At 42.2% G+C, this 24,438-nt stretch carries 24 protein-coding genes and 1 pseudogene; 3 read left to right on the top strand and 22 right to left on the bottom strand.

Annotation, left to right across the window (positions count from 1 at the left end; translation table 11 throughout):
* Positions 1-205: 205 nt before the first annotated feature.
* The 6 genes from IM473_RS07100 to glyS form a co-directional block, all read right to left on the bottom strand.
* Positions 206-1,300 (bottom strand): glycosyltransferase family protein, encoded by a 1,095-nt coding sequence (locus IM473_RS07100; RefSeq protein WP_287658938.1) that lies wholly within the window; start codon positions 1,298-1,300, stop codon positions 206-208.
* A gap of 74 nt (positions 1,301-1,374) precedes the next feature.
* Positions 1,375-2,064 carry a retron system putative HNH endonuclease gene (locus tag IM473_RS07095; RefSeq protein ID WP_287658936.1) on the bottom strand — a complete coding sequence of 230 codons (690 nt, stop codon included), beginning with the start codon at positions 2,062-2,064 and terminating at the stop codon, positions 1,375-1,377.
* Positions 2,061-3,428, bottom strand: a complete 1,368-nt coding sequence (locus tag IM473_RS07090) for an AAA family ATPase (protein ID WP_287658934.1) — start codon at positions 3,426-3,428, stop codon at positions 2,061-2,063. The genes IM473_RS07095 and IM473_RS07090 overlap by 4 nt, the downstream gene beginning before the upstream one ends.
* 127 nt (positions 3,429-3,555) lie before the next feature.
* A complete protein-coding gene (gene bchI, locus IM473_RS07085; RefSeq protein WP_046662240.1) occupies positions 3,556-4,629 on the bottom strand; it encodes a magnesium chelatase ATPase subunit I in 1,074 nt (357 codons plus the stop codon).
* A gap of 83 nt (positions 4,630-4,712) precedes the next feature.
* The gene (locus IM473_RS07080; RefSeq protein ID WP_287658933.1) at positions 4,713-5,102 is read right to left on the bottom strand and encodes a hypothetical protein; all 390 of its coding nucleotides are present in this window, start codon (positions 5,100-5,102) and stop codon (positions 4,713-4,715) included.
* A gap of 166 nt (positions 5,103-5,268) precedes the next feature.
* Positions 5,269-7,401, bottom strand: a complete 2,133-nt coding sequence (glyS, locus tag IM473_RS07075; protein WP_287658931.1) for a glycine--tRNA ligase subunit beta — start codon at positions 7,399-7,401, stop codon at positions 5,269-5,271.
* 132 nt (positions 7,402-7,533) lie between these two features.
* On the opposite strand from glyS, the gene IM473_RS07070 reads away from it, so the two are divergent.
* Positions 7,534-8,118: a MiaE family protein gene (locus tag IM473_RS07070; RefSeq protein ID WP_287658929.1), complete on the top strand. Its 585-nt coding sequence runs from the start codon at positions 7,534-7,536 to the stop codon at positions 8,116-8,118.
* A gap of 317 nt (positions 8,119-8,435) precedes the next feature.
* Here IM473_RS07070 and IM473_RS07065 read toward each other — a convergent pair whose 3' ends face one another.
* Positions 8,436-9,626, bottom strand: coding sequence for a GNAT family N-acetyltransferase (locus IM473_RS07065; RefSeq protein ID WP_287658927.1), 1,191 nt, complete (start codon positions 9,624-9,626; stop codon positions 8,436-8,438).
* 36 nt (positions 9,627-9,662) lie between these two features.
* Positions 9,663-10,343 carry a RibD family protein gene (locus tag IM473_RS07060; protein WP_287658926.1) on the bottom strand — a complete coding sequence of 227 codons (681 nt, stop codon included), beginning with the start codon at positions 10,341-10,343 and terminating at the stop codon, positions 9,663-9,665.
* A 91-nt stretch (positions 10,344-10,434) separates the two neighbouring features.
* Here IM473_RS07060 and IM473_RS07055 point away from each other — a divergent pair, with 91 nt between their 5' ends.
* Positions 10,435-12,360: a sensor histidine kinase gene (locus tag IM473_RS07055; protein WP_287658925.1), complete on the top strand. Its 1,926-nt coding sequence runs from the start codon at positions 10,435-10,437 to the stop codon at positions 12,358-12,360.
* Positions 12,361-12,401: 41 nt separating this feature from the next.
* On the opposite strand, the gene pheA is transcribed toward IM473_RS07055, so the two are convergent.
* Both pheA and IM473_RS07045 read right to left on the bottom strand, forming a co-directional pair.
* Positions 12,402-13,256 (bottom strand): prephenate dehydratase, encoded by an 855-nt coding sequence (gene pheA, locus IM473_RS07050; protein WP_287658924.1) that lies wholly within the window; start codon positions 13,254-13,256, stop codon positions 12,402-12,404.
* 114 nt (positions 13,257-13,370) lie between these two features.
* Entirely contained in the window at positions 13,371-14,288 is a 918-nt protein-coding gene (locus tag IM473_RS07045; RefSeq protein ID WP_287658923.1) for a ribonuclease D, read from the bottom strand.
* An 18-nt stretch (positions 14,289-14,306) separates the two neighbouring features.
* Here IM473_RS07045 and IM473_RS07040 point away from each other — a divergent pair, with 18 nt between their 5' ends.
* Positions 14,307-14,795 carry a universal stress protein gene (locus tag IM473_RS07040; protein ID WP_061430996.1) on the top strand — a complete coding sequence of 163 codons (489 nt, stop codon included), beginning with the start codon at positions 14,307-14,309 and terminating at the stop codon, positions 14,793-14,795.
* Positions 14,796-14,804: 9 nt separating this feature from the next.
* On the opposite strand, the gene lepB is transcribed toward IM473_RS07040, so the two are convergent.
* The 12 genes and pseudogenes from lepB to IM473_RS06980 form a co-directional block, all read right to left on the bottom strand.
* A complete protein-coding gene (gene lepB, locus IM473_RS07035; protein WP_287658922.1) occupies positions 14,805-15,380 on the bottom strand; it encodes a signal peptidase I in 576 nt (191 codons plus the stop codon).
* A complete protein-coding gene (mazG, locus tag IM473_RS07030) occupies positions 15,380-16,213 on the bottom strand; it encodes a nucleoside triphosphate pyrophosphohydrolase (protein WP_287658921.1) in 834 nt (277 codons plus the stop codon). The genes lepB and mazG overlap by 1 nt, the downstream gene beginning before the upstream one ends.
* 378 nt (positions 16,214-16,591) lie before the next feature.
* The gene (locus IM473_RS07025; protein ID WP_061430999.1) at positions 16,592-16,963 is read right to left on the bottom strand and encodes a hypothetical protein; all 372 of its coding nucleotides are present in this window, start codon (positions 16,961-16,963) and stop codon (positions 16,592-16,594) included.
* Positions 16,964-17,354: 391 nt separating this feature from the next.
* Positions 17,355-17,822 carry a nucleotide exchange factor GrpE gene (locus tag IM473_RS07020; RefSeq protein WP_287658920.1) on the bottom strand — a complete coding sequence of 156 codons (468 nt, stop codon included), beginning with the start codon at positions 17,820-17,822 and terminating at the stop codon, positions 17,355-17,357.
* A 2-nt stretch (positions 17,823-17,824) separates the two neighbouring features.
* Positions 17,825-18,211: a J domain-containing protein gene (locus IM473_RS07015; protein WP_287658919.1), complete on the bottom strand. Its 387-nt coding sequence runs from the start codon at positions 18,209-18,211 to the stop codon at positions 17,825-17,827.
* Complete coding sequence (locus tag IM473_RS07010) at positions 18,211-20,175, bottom strand: hypothetical protein (RefSeq protein ID WP_287658918.1); 1,965 nt, start codon at positions 20,173-20,175, stop codon at positions 18,211-18,213. Before IM473_RS07010 ends, IM473_RS07015 begins: the two co-directional genes overlap by 1 nt.
* Positions 20,176-20,366: 191 nt before the next feature.
* Positions 20,367-20,939: pseudogene (locus IM473_RS07005) on the bottom strand (Hsp70 family protein).
* Positions 20,940-21,325: 386 nt separating this feature from the next.
* On the bottom strand, positions 21,326-21,457 hold the full coding sequence (locus IM473_RS07000) for a hypothetical protein (protein WP_287658917.1): 132 nt from the start codon (positions 21,455-21,457) through the stop codon (positions 21,326-21,328).
* Positions 21,458-21,556: 99 nt separating this feature from the next.
* On the bottom strand, positions 21,557-21,958 hold the full coding sequence (locus IM473_RS06995; protein WP_002803359.1) for a phosphomannose isomerase type II C-terminal cupin domain: 402 nt from the start codon (positions 21,956-21,958) through the stop codon (positions 21,557-21,559).
* Between the two features lie 147 nt (positions 21,959-22,105).
* Positions 22,106-22,402 (bottom strand): Asp-tRNA(Asn)/Glu-tRNA(Gln) amidotransferase subunit GatC, encoded by a 297-nt coding sequence (gene gatC / locus IM473_RS06990; protein WP_287658916.1) that lies wholly within the window; start codon positions 22,400-22,402, stop codon positions 22,106-22,108.
* Positions 22,403-22,528: 126 nt separating this feature from the next.
* Complete coding sequence (locus IM473_RS06985; protein WP_287658915.1) at positions 22,529-23,050, bottom strand: photosystem I assembly protein Ycf3; 522 nt, start codon at positions 23,048-23,050, stop codon at positions 22,529-22,531.
* Positions 23,051-23,471: 421 nt separating this feature from the next.
* Positions 23,472-24,131, bottom strand: coding sequence for a PEP-CTERM sorting domain-containing protein (locus IM473_RS06980; protein WP_287658914.1), 660 nt, complete (start codon positions 24,129-24,131; stop codon positions 23,472-23,474).
* Between the last annotated feature and the right edge of the window lie 307 nt (positions 24,132-24,438).

The following is a 24,438-nucleotide window of genomic DNA, read 5'->3' as shown; positions in this document are numbered from 1 at the left end:
GTTGGCCGTCAACTTTCCCAGGATGTTTATCGGTGTTTTTGACGATTTCGAGGCTGATACTGCCCTGATTATCCTGAATGTAGGTGTCAAAAAATAGGGCGGTAATTTGGCTGATTTCTAGGACTTTGTTAAATAAACTAGGGACGGCTGACCGATAACTCAATTCACCGCTAATAATCAGAAGTTAAATTGGCTAAGTTAATCATTATTGTTGCCTCTCAAAGTATTCTACGATAGCTCTCGCTATCGATTCTGCACCATCTTTAGCCAGTTTAACCTTTAATCTGGGCGGTTGGGGAGCTTGCCGTAAAAAGTCCCAATTACCTTGAAAAAATTCTTCACTGCTAATAATTTGATGATAACTATAATCTTGGATCCCAGCCAATAAAATCGCTGATTCGGCGAAACCTTCTCGCATCAGGGAAACAATCGGAACCTCTAATTTTAAAGCCTCGGCAAAGGTACTATATCCTGGTTTGGAAATAATTCGATCGCACAGGGGCATAAAATCCACAGGACGATAGCTCCGATCTGGTTTATCCTGTAGGCGGATTAAATTGGGCAATTCGGGGGCGTTTTTTTCAAAAGTGATAAATTGCCAATCGGGAAAACTGGCGAGGTTATCATAGGGAATTGCTTCTAATCCTAACCCACCAAAACTCAATAAAATAGTTTTTTCTTTAGGGGCATTTAGCTTAAATTCCTGTCGTAATTGTTCTTCACTGTAGCGGGGTGTACCCCCAGTTAAATTTGCTTCTGTAACGTGAGGAAATGCTGTCATTTCTTCCGCTAAAGGCAGTTTAAACAAGCGATCACATTGATTATAACAACCACTAATCCAATCACTAATACTGGCAAATTCTTCACCCCAATCACGATAGATAAAATCCCAGCCAAAGTTACCAATCATCCAACAAGGAAGCCCCGCACTTTTGGCAATTAGTGCCGCTAAAGGCGGTAAATCGGCCACAACTAAACCTACACGATTAGTTTTAATAAAATTAACTTCACTGGCAATAATTGCCCTAGATTGAGCAATTATTTGTTCTAGTTTTTCTTTGGTAGCTAATTTATCCATCGTTAAACTATCCGATTGGATTACCCCCACATCAAACCCCCGGGGTCTTTGAATATATTCTCCGGATATATAGGAATCTAATAACCAGCGCGGGGCAGTGGTGACTAATATCGGCAAAATTTCGGGATTAAGTTCAATAATATTAGCTACTACCGAAGCACTGCGGACGGCATGGCCAAAACCATGATTAGTAACGGCAAAATAAACAACAGGACGAGACATAAATATCAAGTAGGGTGAGAATAATAAGCAAGAAATTTTGTTTTTCAGACTGTAGATAATAATTACCCCTGATTTTAGGGAGGCAAATGAGGCAGTATATAAATACTAGCAAAAGCATAATATTCCGCTCCCGATTGACAAGCTTCTTGCAGTAAAGATAAAGCCTCCGAGTCTCCTTGTTTTGCTAAACGTAATAATGCTAACAATCTTTTAATATATTGACTACGATAGTTAATTAATTCTTTTCGTCCACGCATACCATTGAGATCGAACAAATCTTCAACAATTTGACCACGCCGATCCCGACCATAAACACTGGCCAATTTTGCCATTTCATCCCAAACAAATTCAATATGTGTATTCGGATCGGTTACTCCATCCGTGGGGTCTATTAACAGAGGATTTCCCGTGATATCATCGAGAGGAAAATTTGTGCCTTTGTGATTGGCATCATTACATTTATCACAAGAAAGCAGTAAATTCTCCCAAGTAAAAGTCAGATCAGGATACTGGCTTTTTGGATAAAAATGTTTGATCGCTCCGTAAGTTACCACTGTAATCTTACTTTCACAGTAAGCGCATTTCCCATTAAACATTTGAACTAATGCTTCTTTAACTTGCGGATGACGGTATTTATTTTGTGCTTGGTTAATTTGAGCTTTAGTTGCCTTGTTGTTTGATTTTATTGATTCTAAAGCCTCTAGCCAACGAGCGGCATTTTTAGCTAATACGGGTGGCTCTGATATTCTGGTGACAGGAATCAAGATAAACGCTCCTCTAGTAAGGCATCAATTCGGGATTCTAAACTATTAGGTTGACTGATTTCGCTAAAGGGTTTAACTTCTCGAACAAATAATGACAGTTGTTCATATTCTTGCTTTTCTGCTGCTGCCAGATTTTTATTTTTACGATTTAGTTGGTGGTAACGCTTAATTTTATTTTCTGTATCAGTGGGATAGGTTGATTTCAGACCAAAAGCAGAACTTGTTAAAGTACGATCAACATTAGCCGCTAATTCTAAATAAGGAATTTCTACAATCTCTAATTCACCCGCTACCAGATCGATTCGTAGGGTTAAAGAATTTGGCCCTGCACCGGCAGCGATTAAAGGACTATGAGTAGCGACAAAGAATTGAAGCTGGGGAAAAACTTCCTGTAACCATCCAGCAATTTCCCTTTGCCAAGAAGGATGTAAATGAATATCTAACTCATCGATTAAGACGACTCCAGAAGCCTCTGTGGGGTTATCTAGATTGGGGAAGGATTGTAATAATCGCCAAATTAAATCCCCGGCTAAAGCAATCATACTCCGAAAACCATCGGATAAACTAATGGTTGGAACTTTTTGACCGTTAACTAGAAACTGAATCAAGGCATCGGCAGTTACTTCAGCAATTTCTACATTACCGGGTAACAGTTTAGTAATTGCTTCTTCGCCGATTTTTTTCATTTGTTTGGATTTACTATCTTCAGGATTTTTGGCTATTCGATAATCTAAATACACCATCCATCTCTCAAAAGAACTTAAAGATGTATCCTCATTAAATTGGCTGAAAAAGTTGCTAGAGCGTTGCGGAGGTTCAAGACTAGGAATGATCACTTGACTCACTCGTGTCAAACGACGGAAAGCTCCATAACCGACGGCAAACCAACCATGATTATCGGAGGCAAAAGCATTGGCTCGCAACCAACTTAAAATTTTGCTATTTTCTTCGATTAATGCTGGTTCTGTATAGGTTTGTTTGTCCTTACTGCCTCCTAACTCTAACCTTTCCTTGCCTGTAACAAAATAGGAATAAGCAAAAGTTTTTCGAGTTTTATCCGTACCAAATTTTCCCGCATCCCCATCTTCTTGATGAAGCACTGCGGTTAATTTACCCGGTGTCTTGGGATTACATATCCAACCGGTCGGACGTGGTAATAATTCTTTGGCTGCTTCCGGTCCTGCGAGCAGCAAAGCTAAAGCCTGTAAAATCGTGCTTTTTCCTACTCCATTTTCTCCTAATAAAGTGATCCAATGATAAGGTTTAGCACGCCAATGACGTTGATTATTGGGATTACTAATAAATTTAATCTCTTGATTCTGGAAGCATTTAATGTTTTCGAGTTTTATACTTTCAACCCACATGGACATTCCCCCAGAGAATAACAGCAGTCGATAAAATTCTAGCTTATTTGGCCACATCTAGCCCTTTTTGGCCTTCATCTCTAAATCCAGTCAAAAACCCTCTCTTCGGGGAGAGGGTGAATTAGATTTAGGGATTTTCCTCTAATCCAAAGACGCGATTAAAAGCTTTCAAGACTTTATAACCAGAATCGATCGATTCTAGCGGATCTTTCCGCAAACGGTGACGTAAACAGAGAACAATTACCCGACGGATATCATCTACCGTCACAGTTGTCCGTCCTTCTAAAGCGGCCAGAGCTTTAGCGGCGCGATTGGTAACAATATCGCCGCGCAATCCATCCACGTCCAACTCGGAACAAACCTCGGAAATTTTCACCCGCAGATCATAATCAAGCTCCACAGAAGGCAAAAGATTCTGGGCCTCCACTAGCTTTCTTTGCAGTTCTTCCTGTTCTAAGTTATATTTCTCTAAAAACGAGAGGGGATTGCCATCAAATTCCGCACGCTGTTCCACGATTTTGACCCGTAGAGGCGGTTCTTTGACGGTGTGAATCTCGGCGTGCATTCCGAAGCGATCGAGCAGTTGTGGGCGCAATTCTCCCTCTTCTGGGTTGCCCGATCCCACCAAAACAAACCGGGCCGGGTGACGGATGGAAATTCCTTCCCGTTCCACCGTATTCCAACCACTAGCGGCCGAATCCAATAGCACATCGACGAGGTGATCGTCAAGTAAATTGACTTCATCCACATAGAGAATGCCGCGGTTAGCTTTGGCCAGCAAACCAGGTTCAAAAGCTTTTACCCCTTCTGACAGGGCTTTTTCGATGTCAATCGTGCCACAGACCCGATCCTCCGTCGCACCGAGGGGCAAATCTACCATAGTGACTTTTTTCTTGGCAATGGTCAAGGGGATGGCCTCGTCCACCTTTTGCCGCACCTCATCGCTCATTAAATCGGGATCATTGGGGTCAGAATTAAAGGGATCGTTAGCAACTACGTCAATTTCTGGTAAAAGGTCAGCTAAAGCCCTAATTGTAGTCGATTTTCCCGTACCTCGATCCCCCATAATCATCACCCCGCCAATTTTGGGGTCGATGACGTTGAGCATTAGGGATAATTTCATTTCTTCCTGGCCGACAATAGCGGTGAAGGGAAAAACCACGCGGCGAGTTTTCGGAGGAGCTTGGGGAGTCACGGTCATAAGTGGATTCAAAAGTCAAGAGTTGTTGAGTAAAGAATTATATCTAGTGGGGATTCTAGCCGTCAGCTTTCAGCAAAGCTTTATTATTGTAAGTCTTTTTTCCTGCTTTTTAAGATCCAGCGCCAGAGGGGATGACCCGGCCCTTTAGCCCGAATTTTCTGCACCCTTTGCTCTAAGCGCAGTTTTTCTCTGGGGGAAAGTCCTAAAATAATATTGCGACTTTGCCAGACTAACACTGCTCCTGTAATAGCAACACAAAAGGCTAGACCAATAGAAGGCCAGTAATTGAAAGCTAAAGCATATCTCACGGCTGTCCAAGTAAAATATTGCCGCATTAAAGCTATATCATCCCATAAAACCCATAAACTCGCCGAACCAATCACTAACCAGCAACCCAACACGAATAACCAACGACCCCACACTGTCAGTCGATGTAATCTTTGGACTTGTTGCTGTAGTTCAGAATCGGCCATTTCAGTTATCAGTTATCAGTTATTCAGTGGGGGTGTGGGGTGTGGGGTGTGGGGTGTGGGGTGTGGGGGGATGGGGAGAATAAATAAAAATAATCTCCTGTCTCCTGTCTCCTGTCTCCTGTCTCCTGTCTCCCGTCTCCTGACAGCTAAAAAGCTGATAACTGAATTATCCCTTGACAATTGCCCCAAAATCTGCTAGGACTCGGGCGTGATTTCGCAGTAAACCCAACAGATTTAAACGATTGCGACGGACAGATTCTTTTTCTGCCATCACTAACACACTATTTTCGCCATCAAAAAAGTCAGCCACTAGGGGAGAAATTGCCGTTAAAGCAGTGACGAGACGCTGATAATCTCTTTGCTCTCTTGCGCTGATAGTTTCGGGAATTAGGGCAATTAAAGCGTCATAAAATGCTGATTCGGAGGATTGTTCAAATAACTCCTTATTGATGATTCCCTTGACTTCTAGGGTGGTTGTATCTAAATCTCCTTTTTGTGCCAAACGGGTCGAGCGATTGACGGTTTCATAGATTTTGGCTAACTGACCATCCTGACGAATTTGGGATAAAAAGCGAGCGCGTTCACGGGTATCTAATAAATTTTCCAAAGCGCGAGACTTATACTCTGGATCGTTTTCCCCCAAAACTGCATTAACGAGATCGTAATCTATCCTCAAATCATCAACTAAGAGAGTTTGCAGACGTTGTAAAAAGAAATCTTTAATCAGATTGACTGGGTTGGGTTTATCGGGATGACTGGTGACAAAATCCTGAGCTATTTGCTCAATTAATGCCAAAAGATTGATATTAAAATCGGCTGACCAGATAATACTAATTATTGCATTGGCAGCCCGACGGAGAGCGAAGGGATCAGAGGAACCAGTGGGCAGCATTCCCAGTCCAAAAATACCGACTAAAGTATCTAAGCGATCGGCTATTCCCACCACTTGACCGGTGATTGTTTCCGGGAGTAGATCCCCAGCATTGCGAGGCAGATAATGTTCAAAAATGCCCCGGGCAACTATAGCCGATTCACCACTAATTAAAGCATATTTTTCGGCCATTACTCCCTGTAATTCGGGGAATTCGTAAACCATTTGGGTAACTAAATCCGCTTTACAAAGCATGGCAGTGGACTCTATATCACTGCGACTTTGTTCATCGAGATTTAACTGTTCGACGATCATCTGGGCAATTTCCATAATCCGATCGACTTTATCGCGCATGGTTCCCAATTCTTCTTGGAAAGTGACGGTTTCCAGTTGAGGAAGGAAACTATCTAAGGGTTCATCACAATCGGCAGTATAGAAAAATCTGGCATCGGCTAACCGTGCGCGGATAACCCTTTCATTTCCCGCGGAGATAATCTCAGATTTCTGGGGATCGCCATTGGAAATAGTAATGAAATAGGGGGACAAACCCTGGAGAGTTTTGACCGGGAAATAACGCTGGTGTGTCACCATCACAGTAATAATTACTTCTGAGGGTAATTCCAGAAATTCATCGTCAAATTTGCCGACAATTGCCGTGGGATATTCGACTAAGTTAGTCACTTCTGCTAATAAATCTGCGGGAATTTCTGCCACTCCCTCCAGTGTTTTGGCCAGGGTGGTAATCTGATCGGTAATTATCTGTTGACGCACTTGCGGATCCGCTTCCACAAAAATCGAGCGCAAACTGGTTAAATATGCCTGGGGATGACTAATGGCTAAGGATTGCGGGTGTAGAATGCGATGACCAAACGTTAATCGATCGCTGGTTAAAGTGGTAGAGCCATTAATTAATTCTAGGGGTAAAACTTCCCCATCCACTAAAGTTAATAACCAACGAATTGGCCGGGGAAATCTTAAATCTCCATCTCCCCAACGCATAAAACGTCTTCCTTCCAAACGGGTAATCCATTGGGGAATTAATTCAGTTAAAATCTCGGCTGTTTGACGACCTGGAATCGTTTTTTCAATATAGACAAATTCTCCTTTGTCTGTGGCACGAATGGAGAAAGCAGCGGTGCTAACTCCCTGTTTTCGAGCAAAACCATCACCAGCGGCGGTAATTTGACCATTTTTGTAGGCGGCACTAACTGGCGGTCCTTTTATCTCCTCGCTGCGCGCCTCTTGCTCCCTCGGTAATCCTGTGATTAACACGGCCAAACGGCGCGGGGTTCCGTAAACTTGAATAGCAGTCGCGTCCAGAGATTCCGTCTCTAAACTCTTGCTAACTCTTTCCCGCCATTGTGCGATCGCGCTATCGACAAAATCTGCGGGTAGTTCTTCTGTACCGACTTCCAGTAAAAAATCCATCTGATTGATTGGCCGTGTTTATGCTTCACCGATCATCTAGGCTATCACAGAAGCCGTGTCCTTAGTTTTTGACTGGTGTTGTTCGACTTTTTGGGTTAGGGTGAAAGATGCAGCAAATTGGAATCGGCGACGATGGGAAAGATTAATTTATTAGTCAGTGCCACCTCCCAGGATTGGATAGAACAGGCAATTAATAATTTAGAGATTATTCTGCTCGATCATTCCCATTGTGAGCGAAAAGCGGCAGGAGTGGCCTTAAATCTCATGTTTCGTTATCCTTCCTACGCTTCCCTCGTGCGGAAATTAACAGCGATCGCACAAGAGGAATTAGAACATTTTGAACAGGTAAATCAATGGTTAGATAAATGGGGAATCCCCCTTGCTCCCTTGAATTCTCCCCCTTATGGTGCTAAATTAAAGGCGCAGATTCGTCACCAAGAACCTGATCGCCTTTTGGATTCTCTGTTAATATCAGCTTTAATCGAGGCGCGTTCCCACGAAAGATTGGGTTTATTGGCAGAATATTGTCCCGATCCTCAATTAGCTCAATTTTATCGCGGTTTAATGGCTTCCGAAGCCCGTCATTATGGTATTTATTGGCTATTAGCAGCGGATTATTTTGAACGGACGGTGATCGAGCAACGCTTAGAAACCCTAGCGGCGATCGAAAGTGAGATTCTCACTACTCTGCACCCAGAACCTCGTATTCATAGTTGATTGCACTAATAGAGACAATGGCTGCAGCTCACATTTGCAGAAATACGGACAATTAGCAATTATCAGTGACTCTTAAATTATTACAAATATATCAGCAGCTGCCTGTAAGCATCCCACCAAAAAACTAATGCGCGAGGGGTTTGGGGACGGCGCTTGCGTCCCCAACGGGGGGTTTGGGGGGTAGAACCCCCCAAAAGCTTGGATTGAGTGATCAAATCGGAAGTAATGACCAATTTTAGAAGATAGTTTCCCCGTAAAAATCCCAACTCAGTAGATTTACAAAAATCAGATGCACCCAAGGACAAACCCTATCTAAATTACTCGTTCAACTCAATTTCTCTCTTAGAAAAGGGTAAATCTTGATTAATTGCCTCAATTTCTTCCTGTTCCATTTGATTAATTTCTTGGATATAATTGCGGAGAATTTGAGTCATTTTGCCATGATAGAAACGGTGTAAACTGTGATTAGCAGTAGCGGGAAACCCCCGTCTTTTTTTATGTTGTCCTCCCGCACCGGGGTCAAACATGGTAATACCTTGACTAATTGCCCAATCGATCGGTTGATAGTAACAAGCTTCAAAATGTAAACAGTCGTACTCTTGAAAACTGCCCCAGTAACGACCATAAAGATTAGTATCTTTGCGAATACAAAAAGATAAACCCACCGGTTTAGTATCCTTTTCATTCTGGTAGGCAGTAATCAAAACCACTCGCTGACGATAATTCGGATATAATTGTTCAAAAAATTTCTGTGTCAGATATTTACTTCCCCAGTAAAATTTATCACAGGTACTGCTATAAAACCGATAAATTAACGGGAACAAATGATGGGGAATTTCTTCGGCAGCCAGAGTTTTAATAATTAACCCCGCATTAGTCACCGCTTTCCGTTCCCGTTTAATGTTGCGGCGTTGATTAGCATTAAAAACCGTCAGATAATCTTCAAAACTTTGAAAACCTTTGTTATTCCAAATATAACTATGGTGTAACCAGGGAGTAAAGCCAAAATTTTCCATTAAAATTCGCCATTGGGGATCCACAAAAAGAAAATGACAACCCGACAGATTATTTTGGTCACAAAAATGATCGATTGCCGCTATCATTAAAGCAGTAATCTCCAGTTCATTTTCCCCCGGAGCAATTAAAAAACGATAACCCACCGCAGGAGTAAAAGGTGTCATTCCTAACAGTTTCGGATAGTATCTAATCCCCAAACGATGGGAAAGATCGGCCCATTGATGGTCAAAGACAAATTCACCGTAACTATGACTTTTAATATACAAAGGAGCGGCGGCAATTAACTCAGCACCGCGCCAAACGGTTAGATGAGTAGGTTGCCACCCTGTGCGTCCCGTGGCGCTGCCAGAAGTTTCGATATTATGTAACCATTGCCACTCTAGAAAGGGAGTAGTTAGGGGTTGAGCGAGAGCATCCCATTTTTGTTGGGGAATCTCACTCATTTTATCAATCCAAACGACAGAATATTGGGGTTTAAGCTGTTCTACCATGGGACAAGATAAGTCAACCTTTTTATTTAAGGTAATCTAGTTTTGAGATTTGTGGGAATCTCGTTCAAGGGAATAATGTAAAAAAATTTCTTCTTCCAAGGTTTCCACGCTCAAAAGTCGTAATTTTCTGGCAGAATCAGCCATAAATCCAGGGCCTCCCAGGGGAGTTGCCGCTTTATTGCCTCCTAACAGCAACGGACAAATAGTTAGATAGATTTCATCGATTAAATCTTCAGCTAAAAGAGAAGCAATTAATTCACCTCCTCCCAGAATCGCCAGCTTTTTGATACCTAGTGCGGTAAATTGACTAAAAATAGCCTTCCAATCACCGCAGACTAAGACAAGCTCAAATAAACCCCGATTTTCCCATGCTGCCACTTTTTCCGCTGCCGTGATTAACCAGCGTGGGAAAGGCTGCTGAAAAAATTTCATCCGGGGATCAAGCTGGCCTGAATGAGAACAAACGATCTGTATCGGCTGGGGAGATAATCCCCGTTGTTGACGGTATGCGAGAAAATCGGCATGACGGATAGGAAGACTGGTGTGATAAGCGCGCAGGGTGTTGGCACCGAATAAAGCGGCATCCATACAGGATAAATGTTGTTCTAGACGCATTTTATCGGTAGCAGAGGCAAATCTGGCCGCTGACTGGTAGGCGTCGGCAATTTTACCATCGGCACTCATGGCTAAAATAACGGTGGTGTGAGGACAATTCATGGCAAATGATCAGGGATATCACCTGGTTCGATTGGTGAATAGGCTAGTATAGTCTAGAGTTTGATAGCCAGAATCAAACCAATTTCTGCCTATGCCTATCGGTCAATCCTCCTTTCGTCGTATTCTGCTCTCTCGCTTACTCTTGGTCAGTGTACCTGTACTACTAATGGGAGTTTATGTCACCTATCGTAAGGCGCGATCGGCTTTTTTGGAAACGGCCCGTCAAAATCTCACCGAAAGTGCCATCAGAAAAGCAGACAATATTGATCAATCAATTCAATTTTTGCAGGCCAATCTTATCACTGCGGGCGAAAGTCTGGTTTTAAAACAGGGAACCTTAGCCGAAAAAGAAGCTTTTTTACAACAATTCACGGTGCGGCTTCCTAATCAGATTAACTGTGTGGAATTAATTGATATTAAGACCAAGGAACCTTTATTAAATCGAGCCTGTGAACCAGAAATTATCAAAGTTTTGCCCCTGGAAAGATGGACAGAAAAACGGACTAGCTCTGCTGGGAATATCGAGAATGTTTTAGTTAGAAGTTTACCTCGACAACTTTTAACAAAATCTCCCCATAATAATCGTCAATTAGAATTAGTTTTTGCCGTTCCCATCTACGATAATCAAGGACAATTACAATCTAGTCTGATTCTGCAAACTTCTCTACTTTACCGTGAGAAGGTTTTACCCGGTTCTTTATCGGGTTATCCCGTGGTTATTTCTGAAAATGGCATTATTCTCGCTCATCCCTATTTTGATCGCATTGGTAGCCATATCAGTGAAGAAGCTGATGCTGAACGCCTCAATCTAATCATCATTAATGCTGTTAGAGGTCAACAGAGATTTCTCCATTTATTTTCTTTCGAGAAATATGGCAAAGAGTTAGTCGCAGGTTATAGTTCCCTCCCCAGTCCAGTTACGGGAGAATCATCCCAAAAATGGATAGTTTTAGCCATTAGTCCCCTCTCCCAAGCTCTGGCTCCTCTGCAACAAATTTGGGAGGCAATTTTTTATCTGACTTCTGGTTTATTATTAGCTTATTTAGTAGCTATTGTACTGATCACAAGGGATTTAGCTAGACCTTTAGAAAAACTGCGAGATTATGCCTTAAATATTCAGAAAATTCCTTCACCAAATATTACACCACAGAACTTTAATATTCGAGAAATTAATCAGTTAGCCTCGGCCTTAGAGGAAATGCTCGAACGTTTACGCCTTTGGGGAGAGGAAATAGTTAAGAGTTGGCAAGAAGCAGAAAATGCTAATCAATTAAAAAACCAATTTTTGGCGAATACTTCTCACGAATTACGCACCCCTCTTAATGGTATTATTGGCTCAATTCGTTGCGTTATGGATGGATTTTGTAATAGCGAGGAGGAGGAAAAAGAATATCTGCAACAAGCGGATAATGCAGCCGTACATCTTTTAGGAATTATTGATGATATTCTCAGTATTGCTAAAATAGAAGCGGGCAAACTTTCCGTTAATCCTGAACCAGTAGATTTACACCAAATTATCAATGAAGTTATTAATTTACAAACAGCATCGCTGCAACTTAAGTGCTTAAAATTAAATTTACTTTTCTGTCCAGAAAATCCGATAGTCTATGCTGATTCCACTAAATTAAAACAGGTAATTTTGAATGTTATTTCTAACTCAATTAAATTTACTGATAGAGGCACAATTTCTTTAATAACGCACTTAGAACATACACAGGCTATTATGACTATAATCGATACAGGAATCGGTATAGATCCCCGGCAGCAATCAAAATTATTTCGCCCTTTTGTGATGATTGATGGTTCCACAACCAGAAAATTTAGCGGTACGGGTTTAGGATTAGCTATTTCTAAGAATTTTATGAAAATGATGGGGGGAGATATTACTATCTCTAGTCAAGGTCAAGGTTTAGGAACAACTGTAGAAATTATTCTTCCTCTAGTGGGGGAAAGAAAGCTTGATTCTACCCTGGAGGAAAACTCATCTTTGCCGATTCTTCCCTCTCTTAAAAGCTAAAATATCTCTATTTAATTTCTGTAATTTATGAGGAATTTAGTTTATAATTCCTCTAAACTCTCTACAGGCAAATTAACCACCTGATAAGCACCAAAAACCTCGATCGCATCGGTATAATTGGTTAATTCTTCTAAAGTTGCCCCGATTAAATGCTGTTGATCTGGATTAATTTCTAGATCAATAAAAAATATGTATTCCCCTAAAGATCGTTTAGTTGGTCGCGATTCGATCCGAGATAAATTAAGCTGACGTTTGGCAAAAACTTCTAAAGGTTTCACTAAAGCACCGGGTTGATCTAAAACTTGAAAAGCGAGGGACATTCGCTCACCTTGGGGATGGGAAGTTAAAGCCATTACCCAAAAACGGGTACAATTATCGGGATAATCATTAATTGGTTGTATTAATATTGGTACATTATAGAGTTTGGCAGCCCGGGGAGAAGCAATTGCGGCCGAATTAGCCTCTCGATCGAGAATTTGAATCGCTTCTGTGGTAGAATTGGTGGGAATAATTGGCACGGTAGGTAAATTATTTTCTAGCCATTTTTGACATTGGGCTAAAGCTTGGGGATGGGAATAAACGGTTTTAATTTCTGTTAGCGATTGCCTAGTAGATAGAAGTGCATGGGAAATCGGTAAAACTAATTCTTGTTGAATCTGTAACCCGGGTAATTGCCATAAAGCATCAAGAGTCATTACCACACTTCCTTCGGTGGAATTTTCCACTGGGACCACTGCTAAATCGGCCTGATTTTGGACAATTGATCGCAAGGCCAAGGCAATGCTAGGATAGGGTATTAATTGACGAGGCTGGGGTGGTAAACTATTAGCATAGGCTAAAGCGGCTGTTTCTGAATAGGTTCCCACCGGCCCCAGATAAGCGATCTTTACAGTCATTTAGATTATCCCCGCAAGCAATTTTTTCTAGCTATTACAGCCTTTCTCGTCAACATCAAGTATAACCTAATTTGGTATTGACTCCTATCTCCTATCTGCTGAATTCTGCTATAATCATGTCAAGTCAGCTTCACTTTGTTTGATGGTCAATTGACTGATTTTTTGGCGAGTTTCCTCGATGGTTAACCCTTGGGCTAAATCCCCCAATTCTTTGAGAAGATCATTAGTTAGGGAGAGAGATATTTGGCTATCCTGGCCCGATAAATAGACAACTTTGGCTAATTCGGCCAGTTTAACTTTTTTGCTGGTGCGATTTTGATAACTGACCGAAAAACCGTTAATCTCCGCAGCCTCTTGCTGGATAATTGCCGACTTTAAACGTTCCTTGAGATGTTCCATCTCTGTATCTAAAATCTTCCATTGCTGGTAAATTTCCCAATAACGATTAGTTAATCTTTCGAGATTCTCACCCGCGGGATCGGGAGTAATTAAATGGGAAAGCTGCAAAAGACGATGATGGATTTGGGCCGTATATACGGGGTCTTTTTGTGCATATTCTAGCTGGGCCGCGGTTAAAGGTCTTTTGCCCCAATTACCCCCCTGTTCACTTTTATCGATAGCGGGAAAATGACAAAGACATTCGGCCACGGTTTTCAGTTGATAATTGGGTAAAGGAGCAATATAGTAGGGAACCTGTTTAGCTAACTCTAGGGTACAGGTAATTTTTTTAACTTTGGTTTTACCGCCCAAAAATTTACAATCATAACTAGCATTGTGAAAAACCTTTTCTATCCGGTCAACCAGCATGATTTTAGTGATAAAATAGTTAGTAAGATCGGGTCGATCGAGAACATCCAAAATTGTCACCCGCTCCCCCGTTAAGTCCGTGGAATCAGCCAGAATTTGAATCAGAGACAAACGGGGAGTCTTGCTATTGTAATCGGCTACTTCCGTATCTAACCAAAGAATGGGAAAATGGCAAAAGTGATCGATCGCATTCCTAATAGCGTCGGATTCCGTTAAATAAGGCATGGTTGCAGAGGCTGAAAAATGTATCAAAAAATCTTGATAGCAGTAGATTTGTCGGAGATGGGGGAGAGTGTTTTTAAGGAGGCTGTATCCTTAGCCAGTAAGTACGAAGCTAACCTCCTACTACTGCACGTCCTTTCCCCTGAAGAAGATTATAGCCCTTTACCGATTCCACCCAATTTAGCCGATATTTACCCCGCCCAGGGGAATGATCTCACTCTCGATTTTTGGCGGCAACAATGGGAAGAATTCGAGCAGAAAGGGGTGGCAATGTTGCAAAAAAGAGCTAATCAGGCGGGAGAAATGGGTGTCAAGGGAGAATACCGGCAAATTTATGGTCATGCCGCCAAAACTATCTGTAAAGTGGCGCGAGAGGAAAATATTGATTTAATTGTCATCGGTCGGCGTGGGCGATCGGGTCTAGGAGAGTTATTCTTAGGTAGTGTGAGTAATTATGTTCTCCATCATGCCCCCTGTTCCGTCTTAATTGTTCAACATCATCAAGACTAAAAATTCCCGTTAGCTATTCCCCCCTAAAATCCCCAAACGATTAAAAGGAAAAAAGCGAAAAACCGCCCTACCAATCACGTTATTTTCCGGTAAAAACCCCCAGATATGGGAGTCATTGCTATTATTGCGATTATCTCCCATGACAAATAAATTATTTTCCGGCACAAGCAAAGGCATTAAATTATATTGAGGGGATTCGAGAATATAATCCTCTGCCAAGGGTTGATTATTCAGGTAAATTTTGCCCTCCTTGACAGCAATCACATCTCCGGCGGTGGCAATCACTCTTTTAATAAAAGCTTGGTCCTTTTGATATCCCTGTAATTGTAATTGTGCCGGCGGTTCAAAGACGACGATATCCCCCCGTCGAGGAGGATGGAAATCGTAGGAAAGTTTTTCCACTACTAAGCGATCGCCCTGTTCTAAAGTGGGTAACATAGAATCGGAGGGGATAAAACGAGGTTCGGCCACAAAAGTGCGAATCAGTAGGGCTAAAATTAAAGCTATAGTGATAATTTGCAGATTTTCTCGAATAGAAGCCCAAAAACTCTTGGATTTGTCCTTATTAATTTCTTGCTCTTGCATTATTGCCCGGATGATGGTTGGTGTAACTTAGCTTTCGCTTGCTGCCAGAAAACTGTTAATTCCTCTAGTGTATAGTCATGGAGAGGCTTTTCCGCCACGGATTCCACTAGGGAAAAACGTTGAATAAAACGCAGATTAGTCTCTTGTAAAGCGATACTGGGGTCCAAATCATACCAGCGAGCCAGATTGACAATAGTAAAGAGTAAATCGCCTAATTCTGCCTGTTGATGCTCTTTATCGCCCGATTCTAGGGACTCTTGCCATTCTGCCAACTCTTCGCCGAATTTTTCCCAGACTCCCGCGATATTTTCCCACTCAAAACCGACTCGCGCCGCTTGCCGAGAAATTTTCATCGCCCCCATCAAGGGTGGTAAAGTTTGGGCATAACGGGTTAATTTGCCGCTAATAGTCGAGTCATTTTTTTCCTCAGCTTTGATTTTCTCCCAATTTTGACGCACCTGTTCGGGATTTTCTAGGGATAGCTCCCCGAAAACGTGGGGATGACGACGAATTAATTTATCGGTGATGCCTCTAGCCACTTCTTCTAGGCTAAAATTACCCTCATCACTGGCAATTTGGGCTTGTAAAACCACCTGTAGCAGTAAATCGCCTAATTCCTCGGCAATGGCAGTTTTATCACCGCTTTTAATCGCCGCTACCACCTCATAAGCTTCTTCGATAACGTAGGGAATCAGGGTTTCTGGGGTTTGGGCTAAATCCCAAGGACAGCCGCTTTCTGGATCTCGTAAACGGGCAACAACGCTGATTAAATGGTTTAATGCCGCTAAGATGGCCTTGTAGCGGGGATTGTCGGTTTCTGGAGGGCTAGACATCGATTTTTTCCGGTTTTCTCCCCCAGTATACCGGTTAGTTATCAGTGAGCAGTTATCAGTTATCAGTGATCACTGATCAGATGTGAGTTTTCAATTAACTGATCACTGTTTACCGATCACAGCAAAAAAGCTCTCATCTCCCTATCTTCTAATATTCAGTTACAGCCTTTCTGATAATAGATGAAGTTTAACCTAATTTGAGCGAAGACCGACTCCCCATTATTCAGATAACTGCTTTAGCTCAATAATGATGAAAAAACCCGGTAAAACCGGGTTGCACTAGCTTGGAGTGTGTATAATCAACCGATAAAGCAGTTGAAAACTTAAATAAATCTAAATAGAAAAAAGATAAGCAATTCCACTGTAAGAAAATCAGATTTAATGAACTACTCCGCAAGTTAGGGGACAAGAAGCATAAACAGCTTGATGAGAGGTTTTTACCTCACCGTGTAACCAGTGCAGCCAGCTAACTTCATGGGGATGAACACCTTTTACTGTTAATAAAGCGGCACTAATTAGGATAGCCAAAATATTGATGCCGATAATCATTCCCGCAACTAAAAGCACGGAACTAATCGGTAAAACTGACTGTAAGATAATCGCCGACAATGCTCCCACTGTCATCATTAATACTACTAAAGGAAATCCCACTACTAATAAACAGACAGTGAGGACGAAACTCCAGAGAAGAAAGCTTTTTAGCATTGCTAAAGAAACGTGGCCCCAGTTATTTCTTGCGGTTAATTGCATCTTCCTGACCTCTTACAAACTTGGTGGTCTAACTTTTCTGCACGTCGGCTCAAAGTTGATGAAAACCAGTATAGGGAAAACACCGAAGAAGATGAGCTATTCGCAATATAAATTTACAATCATCGCCGATCATCTATGTTATGTGTATCGAACTATTACGAGAATCGGCGAGAGGTATCGAAAACGTTACAATCGGTTTCTCTTGATCCCCAATGCAGTTTCCTGCTGAAATCCTTGATCCCCGTCCATAATCCTTTCTTCTGTCCCTGTCCTCAGATTTTTCCTCGTCTCGTTGTAACAAATATTTACAATTACCTCTAGAATTCTCAGGAAATAGGTGGACGGGATCGCCAGAGCGCCGAGTTGAGAGTGGGAAGTGGCAAGGGGTTATCTATTCTTGTTTAGATGTAATAACCTCCATCGGTCTGAGTAATTTATCCTCAATGGTAAATCCCTGCCTGACTATTTTTGTGATCGTCTGTTCTGCCAAATCGGGGCGTATTTCTTGCTCCACCACCTGACAAATAGTAAAATCTGGCTGATGATCGGACAGTTCTATTTTCAGCACCTGACGTTTTTCTAGGATACTTAATAATTTTGTCTGTACGCTTTTTAAAGATTTCGGTAATCTTTTCCAGACTCGCTCATCTGGTTCGTGTCGATCTTCTAAAAAATTTAATAACGACTCGAGGGGATCAAACACCTCTAATAGTTCTAAAAAAATTTGTTCTTTTTCCGAGCGATTGTTCTCTCCTTGCTGCCGTAAAGCTTGTTTTAAACTTACCTCCTCTTTGGTTAAATTTATAATTAGGCTTAATAATTTGTTTCTATCTTCTTGGCTAATTTTGTAATTATTCATCCTTATTCCTCCAAAAAATTAATGTCTTTGCGTATCGATGAAACCAGTTCGCCAGCAACTTTTTTAAGTTGTTCTTGATCGTAATTATTAATATCATCCATGGTATTTAAGATTTCTAAAGATGGTAAAGGTTTAGACAATTCCGAAAAAGACATGGTTTTCAAGCGTTGAACCAGAGGGAGATGAGGACGTAAATAATCCGCAACTATCCTATCTTGAGGATTCATTAATATCTTACGCGCTTTAGCGATGCTATCCATCGAATAGCTACGGCGTTTCATAGCCAGACCAAAAGCTTTAGTGATTTCGGCAGTGGAAGCAGCCGGAGAAATTTCTAGAATATCGTAAGGATTACTATCTAAATTATCGTACATTAATCTAACTCCCATTAAATAATATGAAATAGTTTATAGACTTCTCGAAACTCTGGATCGTCGGGGCATAATTCGTCAGCCGATCTAACAAGTTCTATCAGTAATTCTGGGGGTAATTTTTGATAGTTTTCTCTTAAAAGATCGAGACAGAGTTGGGCGGTAAGGTGACGGAGTTTTTGCGATCTCGATCGTTTCGCCTTTTCGATCGCCTCGGAAAATTGATTGCGATCCATCAATCGCCCCACTTCCCTTACGTCTTTTCTAAAAATAATCTCCTCGATCAATTCGTTTAGTATGGCATTATTGTAATCTATCTGTTTTAATTTCTCCAGTTCGCTTAAAGCTTTGGACTCGTCTATCTTTTGCTCATCCAATCTCCCGACTATTTCCAAGGCTTGATCTCGGACGTAATACATTTTCGAGTTAGTAGTTTGTCCTAACTCGTACCAATTTTTATTCATTCTTAATAGATTCTCGAAACCCTCAATCTCCTCCTGTAATTCTAGGTAAAGTCGATCGATCTCCTCAATCGATTCTGGGTGATTTTTAAGGGCTGGTTTCGCCTCTTTTAAAGGATTCTCGGCTTTTTGCCACTGTTTCTGTTGTAGATAATGACAACCTTGATGGAATGATACAAAAGTATTAGCTATCTGTTCGAGATTAGATTGGCAGGTTAGGGGTTTTAAAGCGACCCCGCGAACCCGATCCCCCTGCAAACAGGCAGCCACCGATTCCCCCCAACGGGTATAGAGAGTCGCCCAGAATTGATCGGGCAGTTTAACAGTATTTCTATCGGGGTGAGTCCGATACAACCCGGGTAGGATGGTTAACCCTTCGATATGGATTCCCTCTACAGGATTATCGCGTAATAACCCTAGGGCGACAGTATCGCGACGGTAAAGATCGCGAAGTTGCAGGTAGTAATTGAGGTCTTCTTTGGTTCGATCGATCAGCTCCTCAAGTATTCGGGTTAATTGTGCCTCTAAGTCGCGTATATCACCGTCATCGATAACTTTCCAAATCATATTCCTGATACTGGTGTTGAGATTTAAATTCGCCGTAGCGGATAACCAGACGGGTATTAATTTCTCTAGGGTAGCGGGATTTTCTACCGATCGATAATAAAGGGCGATTGCCAAATTGTGCAATGATTCTAGATTGCGTTTTCTTTCCCATTCCCTCTCGGCGTTGATCAGGATTTTTTCTCGATCCTGAGACATCCAAAGTTGATGGGCTATGCGGGGGGCAATATGATTGCTTAAGTTCTGGCTAACTTGAGGGTCATCGCCGAATTTCTCTAAAAACACCTCGCTTTTCGAGCAGGCCAATTCTAGGTTTTCTTCTGGAATTAGTTCTTGTATTTCCTTCTGTAGAGTTAATTTTTCCCTTTGGCTATATCGGGTGAGCAGCTCTATCTGTTCTTTAATTTCCGGTCGATCGATCTTTTTCCATTCCCGACGTGCTTTCCTCCATTCCTTTAATCTCGCATAACCGTAACCCCGAAAGTAGATCGATTCCCTATCTTCGATTCCCTCTAATTGTTCTATTCCCTCCCGATAGTTCCCCCCTTTAATATTCGTCATGCCTAATCGCCGCTTTATATCGATTAATTCCGGTATCATGAGTAGGGCTTTTCGATATCTATTTATAGCCTTGTTTAGATCGCCTTTTTTTTCGGCAGCCACTCCCTGTTCAAAATAATTGAAGCCGATCGTTATCTGTTCTACTTTAGTTAATAGGTTTTTAACGTCCAGTCGCTGGAAATCTGCTAGGGCTTGATTTATTAATTCTCTCGATTGTTTTAGTTCTCCCTGTCGGGCTAATTCCTGGGCTTTTTTCAGTCTTACTTGACAGATATTTTCTGGCTCTACCTGTAATTGACATTGCTGGATTTCTAAACGGATTCGGTGATGGGAATAAAGAGCCTGTGCGCTTTCCAGTACCCCTAAAGCCTTCTTAAAATATCCCCGATTTCCCAACTCCTTACCCTGTTTAAAAAAATCCAGAAATTTTTTTTCTTTTTTCTAATTCTTGTTCAAGATTTTTCTCTAAAGATCTTAACTTAGGATTATTAATTAATTTGTTAGCCTCTTGGTAAAATTTTAAAGCCTCCGATAACTTTCCTTTCTCGAAAGGGTTTCCCGTATCTTCCGCTTGTAATTTTATCGCCTTAACCGTAGGAAATTGCCGCCGCGGTCGGTTCCGAGAGCAACTCCCGGGCGATGATACCAGCCCGTTTTGCCGCCATCTGAGTGGCATGACGCTGTTTATCGTTAAAATAGGCGGGAATAGTGATCACAGCTTCCTGTATCCGGCTTTTCTGACCGTTAGCCCCTTGATAATTCTGGGCATTAGCTACTACTTTTTTTAAAATCTTGGCCGATATGTCTTCCGGTTCCTATTCCTTGCCCCCTAACCATACCGATAGACTGTCCTCTGTACCCCGGATCGAGCGAGTGACTTTATAGCTTAAACGGGGTATTTCTTCCTGAACGATAGTATCGCTAAAACTTCTACCCATCAAACGCTTGATCGACATGATCACGTTTTCTGGGGTCGCCTTGATCTGTCTGTAGGCTTCCTCTCCCACGAGCAGCCCTTCTCCGGCTAGGGAGACGAGCGATCGGGTTAATTTTCTCTCCGGAGGCGAGTTATCTGCGGCGGTCACTACCTCCACCCCCGCTAATTTAAATGCCGCTACTGAATTTGTCGTACCCAAATCTATCCCGACAATATTACCCATCGGATACCTTCATCTTTTCTAAGATTGCTCTTAATTATACCCATGATTACTCTATTTATTAAAGGAAATACTATCTATCGTTAATAGATTTTATTCTATACATATTAACCAATGCACATATAGTTGATTTTTGGCAAATTCTCGGGATTTTTTACCGCATTTATCAACAAGATCAAGCCGTTTCCTCACTCCATCCTACATAAATAATCATTGCCCCTTGTCTCTTGCCCGACTCCTGATTGGCTTTTCTTTGTCACAGAATTGACATCTGGCCGTTATAGTCCTGACAAATGAGAGTTATATGCTGAAGTTAATCCAGCAAAGGAATAAATCATTTCCCCTAGCCGAGCTTTCCTCAAGCTTCCCACACAAGGTCTAGGGGAAGTTTATTTTTCTGTAGATTTTACCCGTTCTTTGCTCACCACAGGATCAATATAAATCCCCGTCCCCGTGCCTTTACCTCCCATGAGGAAAACCGCTACCCGGCCGGAAAAGAAAATTTTTCTAGAACTTGACAAGCCTTGCCAACACAGGGAAGACAGTCAGGCAGACTGACCTAAACAGGTTTTTGGGGCGAAAATATAGTTTCTTGCCCTTCTGTCCCCCTAAACACGGTCTTAGCTCTGATGGCGAGCATAATCATCCTGAAAACGGACTATATCATCCTCTCCTAAATATTCCCCATTCTGCACTTCAATTAATACCAATTTGATCACCCCGGGGTTTTCCAGACGGTGAGCGGTACACTGTGGCACATAAGTGGACTGATTGGCTCCGAGAATTTCTTCGTTATCTCCACAGGTGACTTTTGCCGTCCCCGAAACGACAATCCAGTGTTCACTGCGATGGTAGTGCATCTGTAAACTGAGACGATGACCCGGATTCACTTCAATCCGCTTGATTTTATAACCGGGACCTTCTTCTAGGGTGGTGAAAGAACCCCAAGGCCTAAATTCTGTTGCTGCCGATTCTACGGTCGAAATAAGCTGAAATGGTGCCACATCTTGGGATGCGATCATTATATTATGTCTCCATTGCTAGGTCTGATCTTAGTCCAAGATAGCAGCAAAAACCCTAGATGGCATCTAAATCAGTGATCAGTAAACAGTAAACAGTGATCAGTAATCAGTTAACTGAAAACTCAAATCTGATCACTGATCACTGATTTAGTCTTCGTCGGTGTTGAGAATACGGGGAACCCGGAAATAATCCCCTTCTGGGGCCGGCGATTCCTGCACTAAGACCTCATGATCGGGATAAAGTCTATTACTATCGGCGCGAGTGATATTTTGAATTTCGATCGCTCGCGTGGTGGGTGGCACATTTTCCGTGTCTAATTCGCTTAACTGCTCGAAATAATCCAGTATCCCGCTTAATTGCAGCGCAAATTGTTCTTCTTCAGCGTTGGTAATCTCTAAACGGGCTAAATGGGCGATTTTTTCAACTGTTGCTCGATCGATCATGGGAGAAAGGGGGAATGATGAATGATGAATTGGGGAGTGGGGGAGTGGAAATTATGAATTATAAATTATGAATTATGAATTGGGGAGAATAAATAAAAATAATCTCCTGACTCCTGACTCCTCAATTTAGAAGAAAACATCAATTTCCGATCGCCCGGTGATTTTCAGCCAGTTTTGGGCTTCAATGTAGTTATTGGGGGCTAATCGGATGGCTTGTTTCCAGTATTCTGCCGCTTTGTCGTAGAGTGCTTCCGCTTCGGCCTGTTGTCCGTCTTCTCTGGCTTTTTCCCCCTGAAAATGGTAAATAACGGCGATATTATTCAAGGCAGAGGGCATTCTGGGATTAAGTTGGATAGCTTCTTCGTAGTATTCCAGAGCCTTTTCATGCTCGCCGTTACTAGCGTGGATAATACCGATATTGTAGAGGATATAACTGCGATCATTAGGATCCTCTTCTAATGTTAACGCCTCATGGTAATTATCGAGGGCTTCGGCGTATTCGCCGTCAGCTTGGGCAGACATCCCATCGCGGTAATAAACAAAGGCTTCCTTGGCTTTTTTATCGGCGGGGAGTATCTTTAAAATGATATCCGCCATGACGGTAAAAGATTTATCAATAAAGTTATCGTTACGTTGAGTGCGTGGCATAGTTAGGACGATTAGGCGATCGAGATGACTATCTACCTTTATAGCACTCGCGAGCAATACTAGGGCTGTTTTTCTAGTTTTTCTCGACCACGGGTTCCATTTAGAGGGTCTTGGCTGGGGGCGAACGTTATTTTCCAGCAAAAAAATTCCCCTAGCAAGGGGCAACTATGGGGCTTACTAATCTTTATCCTTTGCGTCCCGATTGGGAAAATGTCAAATCTGCTAGGGACGAGCGACGTTTCCTTCCAGTGGTGAGACCTTAACGGTTTATTCTCCAGCCGAGAATTTCACTGCCACCCTTGTTGCTCCAACGACCATTGACGCAACTCTACCTAAGATTTAGATTTTTCCCTGTTGGTTGCTGTAAGTGAGTAGATTGCTTGCATGGTGTTATCCCATAACTCAACCTACCGTCCAAAAATTAAATTCTTTTTTTCAAACCAACACCCGCTAAACCCAAGGCTAACAGAGCAAGGGTGGAGGAAGGTTCGGGGATTGATCTGAATTGAATCTCACTGAAGCCGATACGATTGTTTGAACCCGAGCCTCCTTGATTAGTCATATTACTAAATCTAACATTAGTCGCCAAGACTGGGGTAAAACTGAACTGTTGTACGGCCACATTGCCCGAAGACGCACCTTTAGCAAAAGAACTAGGAGCGCCACTCAGAGTAGTCCAAGTCCCTCCTGTGCCTAATCTATATTCAATCTTCACTGCGTTAATTCCCACATCGGCTGCCACAGTACCACCGCCACTGTTCCAGAAACTAAACCCGGCGAGATTATAGATACGATTGAAAGCAAACTCGAAAACACCTGTTGAGGAGGGAAAATTATTAGCTGATCGCCAAGCATTAGTACCAGTCGACGCTTCGTGAGTTCCCGTCAGGCTTGGAGTGCCAAGGGGCAGCCCGGCTCCGTTGGTGGTAAAGAGTAGATTACTACTAGTTGTAGCCCCAACAAGATTTGTTGTAGCAGTGACATTACGAATCAGTCCTGATGCTTGGGCGTTCTGTGGCACACCCAACATTAAGCCGAAAGTGGCAGTGGATAAAACAAGAGGTGTAATAGCGTGTTTCACAGGGAAATCTCCTTAAAGTAAGATTTAGCTAAAGTCAAGTGGGCGCAGGGCATCCTGACATATGCTATTTGTTTTTTTCACCCGTGTCTGTTACTTTTGATACAGTTTTTTGATTTTTTTATGGTAGGGGAATAGGTGGACACGGGGACATCGCCGATATAAGTAGTCGTGCAAAATAAATTTCCTAGTGAAGATAGGCACTCATGCAAGGGGCAAGAGGTGGTTGGATATGTGTAATTAATTTTGCTTAGGTACTTATGCCGATATACTAAGAAAGTCAGAAGCCAGAAATCGGGTGGGGAAGAAA

This window comes from Microcystis sp. M015S2, from assembly GCF_020245945.1.
In the GTDB taxonomy this organism is placed as follows: domain Bacteria; phylum Cyanobacteriota; class Cyanobacteriia; order Cyanobacteriales; family Microcystaceae; genus Microcystis.
Note: the sequence above shows the minus strand (reverse complement) of the source record. Positions and strands in the feature narration are given on the sequence as shown.

What these genes read in the sequence shown, in the direction of transcription:
- IM473_RS07100 (WP_287658938.1), bottom strand. Translation starts at nt 1,300, where the DNA reads ATGTCTCGTCCTGTTGTTTATTTTGCCGTTACTAATCATGGTTTTGGC.
- IM473_RS07090 (WP_287658934.1), bottom strand. Translation starts at nt 3,428, where the DNA reads ATGTGGGTTGAAAGTATAAAACTCGAAAACATTAAATGCTTCCAGAAT.
- bchI (WP_046662240.1), bottom strand. Translation starts at nt 4,629, where the DNA reads ATGACCGTGACTCCCCAAGCTCCTCCGAAAACTCGCCGCGTGGTTTTT.
- IM473_RS07080 (WP_287658933.1), bottom strand. Translation starts at nt 5,102, where the DNA reads ATGGCCGATTCTGAACTACAGCAACAAGTCCAAAGATTACATCGACTG.
- glyS (WP_287658931.1), bottom strand. Translation starts at nt 7,401, where the DNA reads ATGGATTTTTTACTGGAAGTCGGTACAGAAGAACTACCCGCAGATTTT.
- IM473_RS07070 (WP_287658929.1), top strand. Translation starts at nt 7,534, where the DNA reads ATGGGAAAGATTAATTTATTAGTCAGTGCCACCTCCCAGGATTGGATA.
- IM473_RS07065 (WP_287658927.1), bottom strand. Translation starts at nt 9,626, where the DNA reads ATGGTAGAACAGCTTAAACCCCAATATTCTGTCGTTTGGATTGATAAA.
- IM473_RS07060 (WP_287658926.1), bottom strand. Translation starts at nt 10,343, where the DNA reads ATGAATTGTCCTCACACCACCGTTATTTTAGCCATGAGTGCCGATGGT.
- IM473_RS07055 (WP_287658925.1), top strand. Translation starts at nt 10,435, where the DNA reads ATGCCTATCGGTCAATCCTCCTTTCGTCGTATTCTGCTCTCTCGCTTA.
- pheA (WP_287658924.1), bottom strand. Translation starts at nt 13,256, where the DNA reads ATGACTGTAAAGATCGCTTATCTGGGGCCGGTGGGAACCTATTCAGAA.
- IM473_RS07045 (WP_287658923.1), bottom strand. Translation starts at nt 14,288, where the DNA reads ATGCCTTATTTAACGGAATCCGACGCTATTAGGAATGCGATCGATCAC.
- IM473_RS07040 (WP_061430996.1), top strand. Translation starts at nt 14,307, where the DNA reads ATGTATCAAAAAATCTTGATAGCAGTAGATTTGTCGGAGATGGGGGAG.
- lepB (WP_287658922.1), bottom strand. Translation starts at nt 15,380, where the DNA reads ATGCAAGAGCAAGAAATTAATAAGGACAAATCCAAGAGTTTTTGGGCT.
- mazG (WP_287658921.1), bottom strand. Translation starts at nt 16,213, where the DNA reads ATGTCTAGCCCTCCAGAAACCGACAATCCCCGCTACAAGGCCATCTTA.
- IM473_RS07025 (WP_061430999.1), bottom strand. Translation starts at nt 16,963, where the DNA reads ATGCAATTAACCGCAAGAAATAACTGGGGCCACGTTTCTTTAGCAATG.
- IM473_RS07020 (WP_287658920.1), bottom strand. Translation starts at nt 17,822, where the DNA reads ATGAATAATTACAAAATTAGCCAAGAAGATAGAAACAAATTATTAAGC.
- IM473_RS07015 (WP_287658919.1), bottom strand. Translation starts at nt 18,211, where the DNA reads ATGGGAGTTAGATTAATGTACGATAATTTAGATAGTAATCCTTACGAT.
- IM473_RS06995 (WP_002803359.1), bottom strand. Translation starts at nt 21,958, where the DNA reads ATGATCGCATCCCAAGATGTGGCACCATTTCAGCTTATTTCGACCGTA.
- gatC (WP_287658916.1), bottom strand. Translation starts at nt 22,402, where the DNA reads ATGATCGATCGAGCAACAGTTGAAAAAATCGCCCATTTAGCCCGTTTA.
- IM473_RS06985 (WP_287658915.1), bottom strand. Translation starts at nt 23,050, where the DNA reads ATGCCACGCACTCAACGTAACGATAACTTTATTGATAAATCTTTTACC.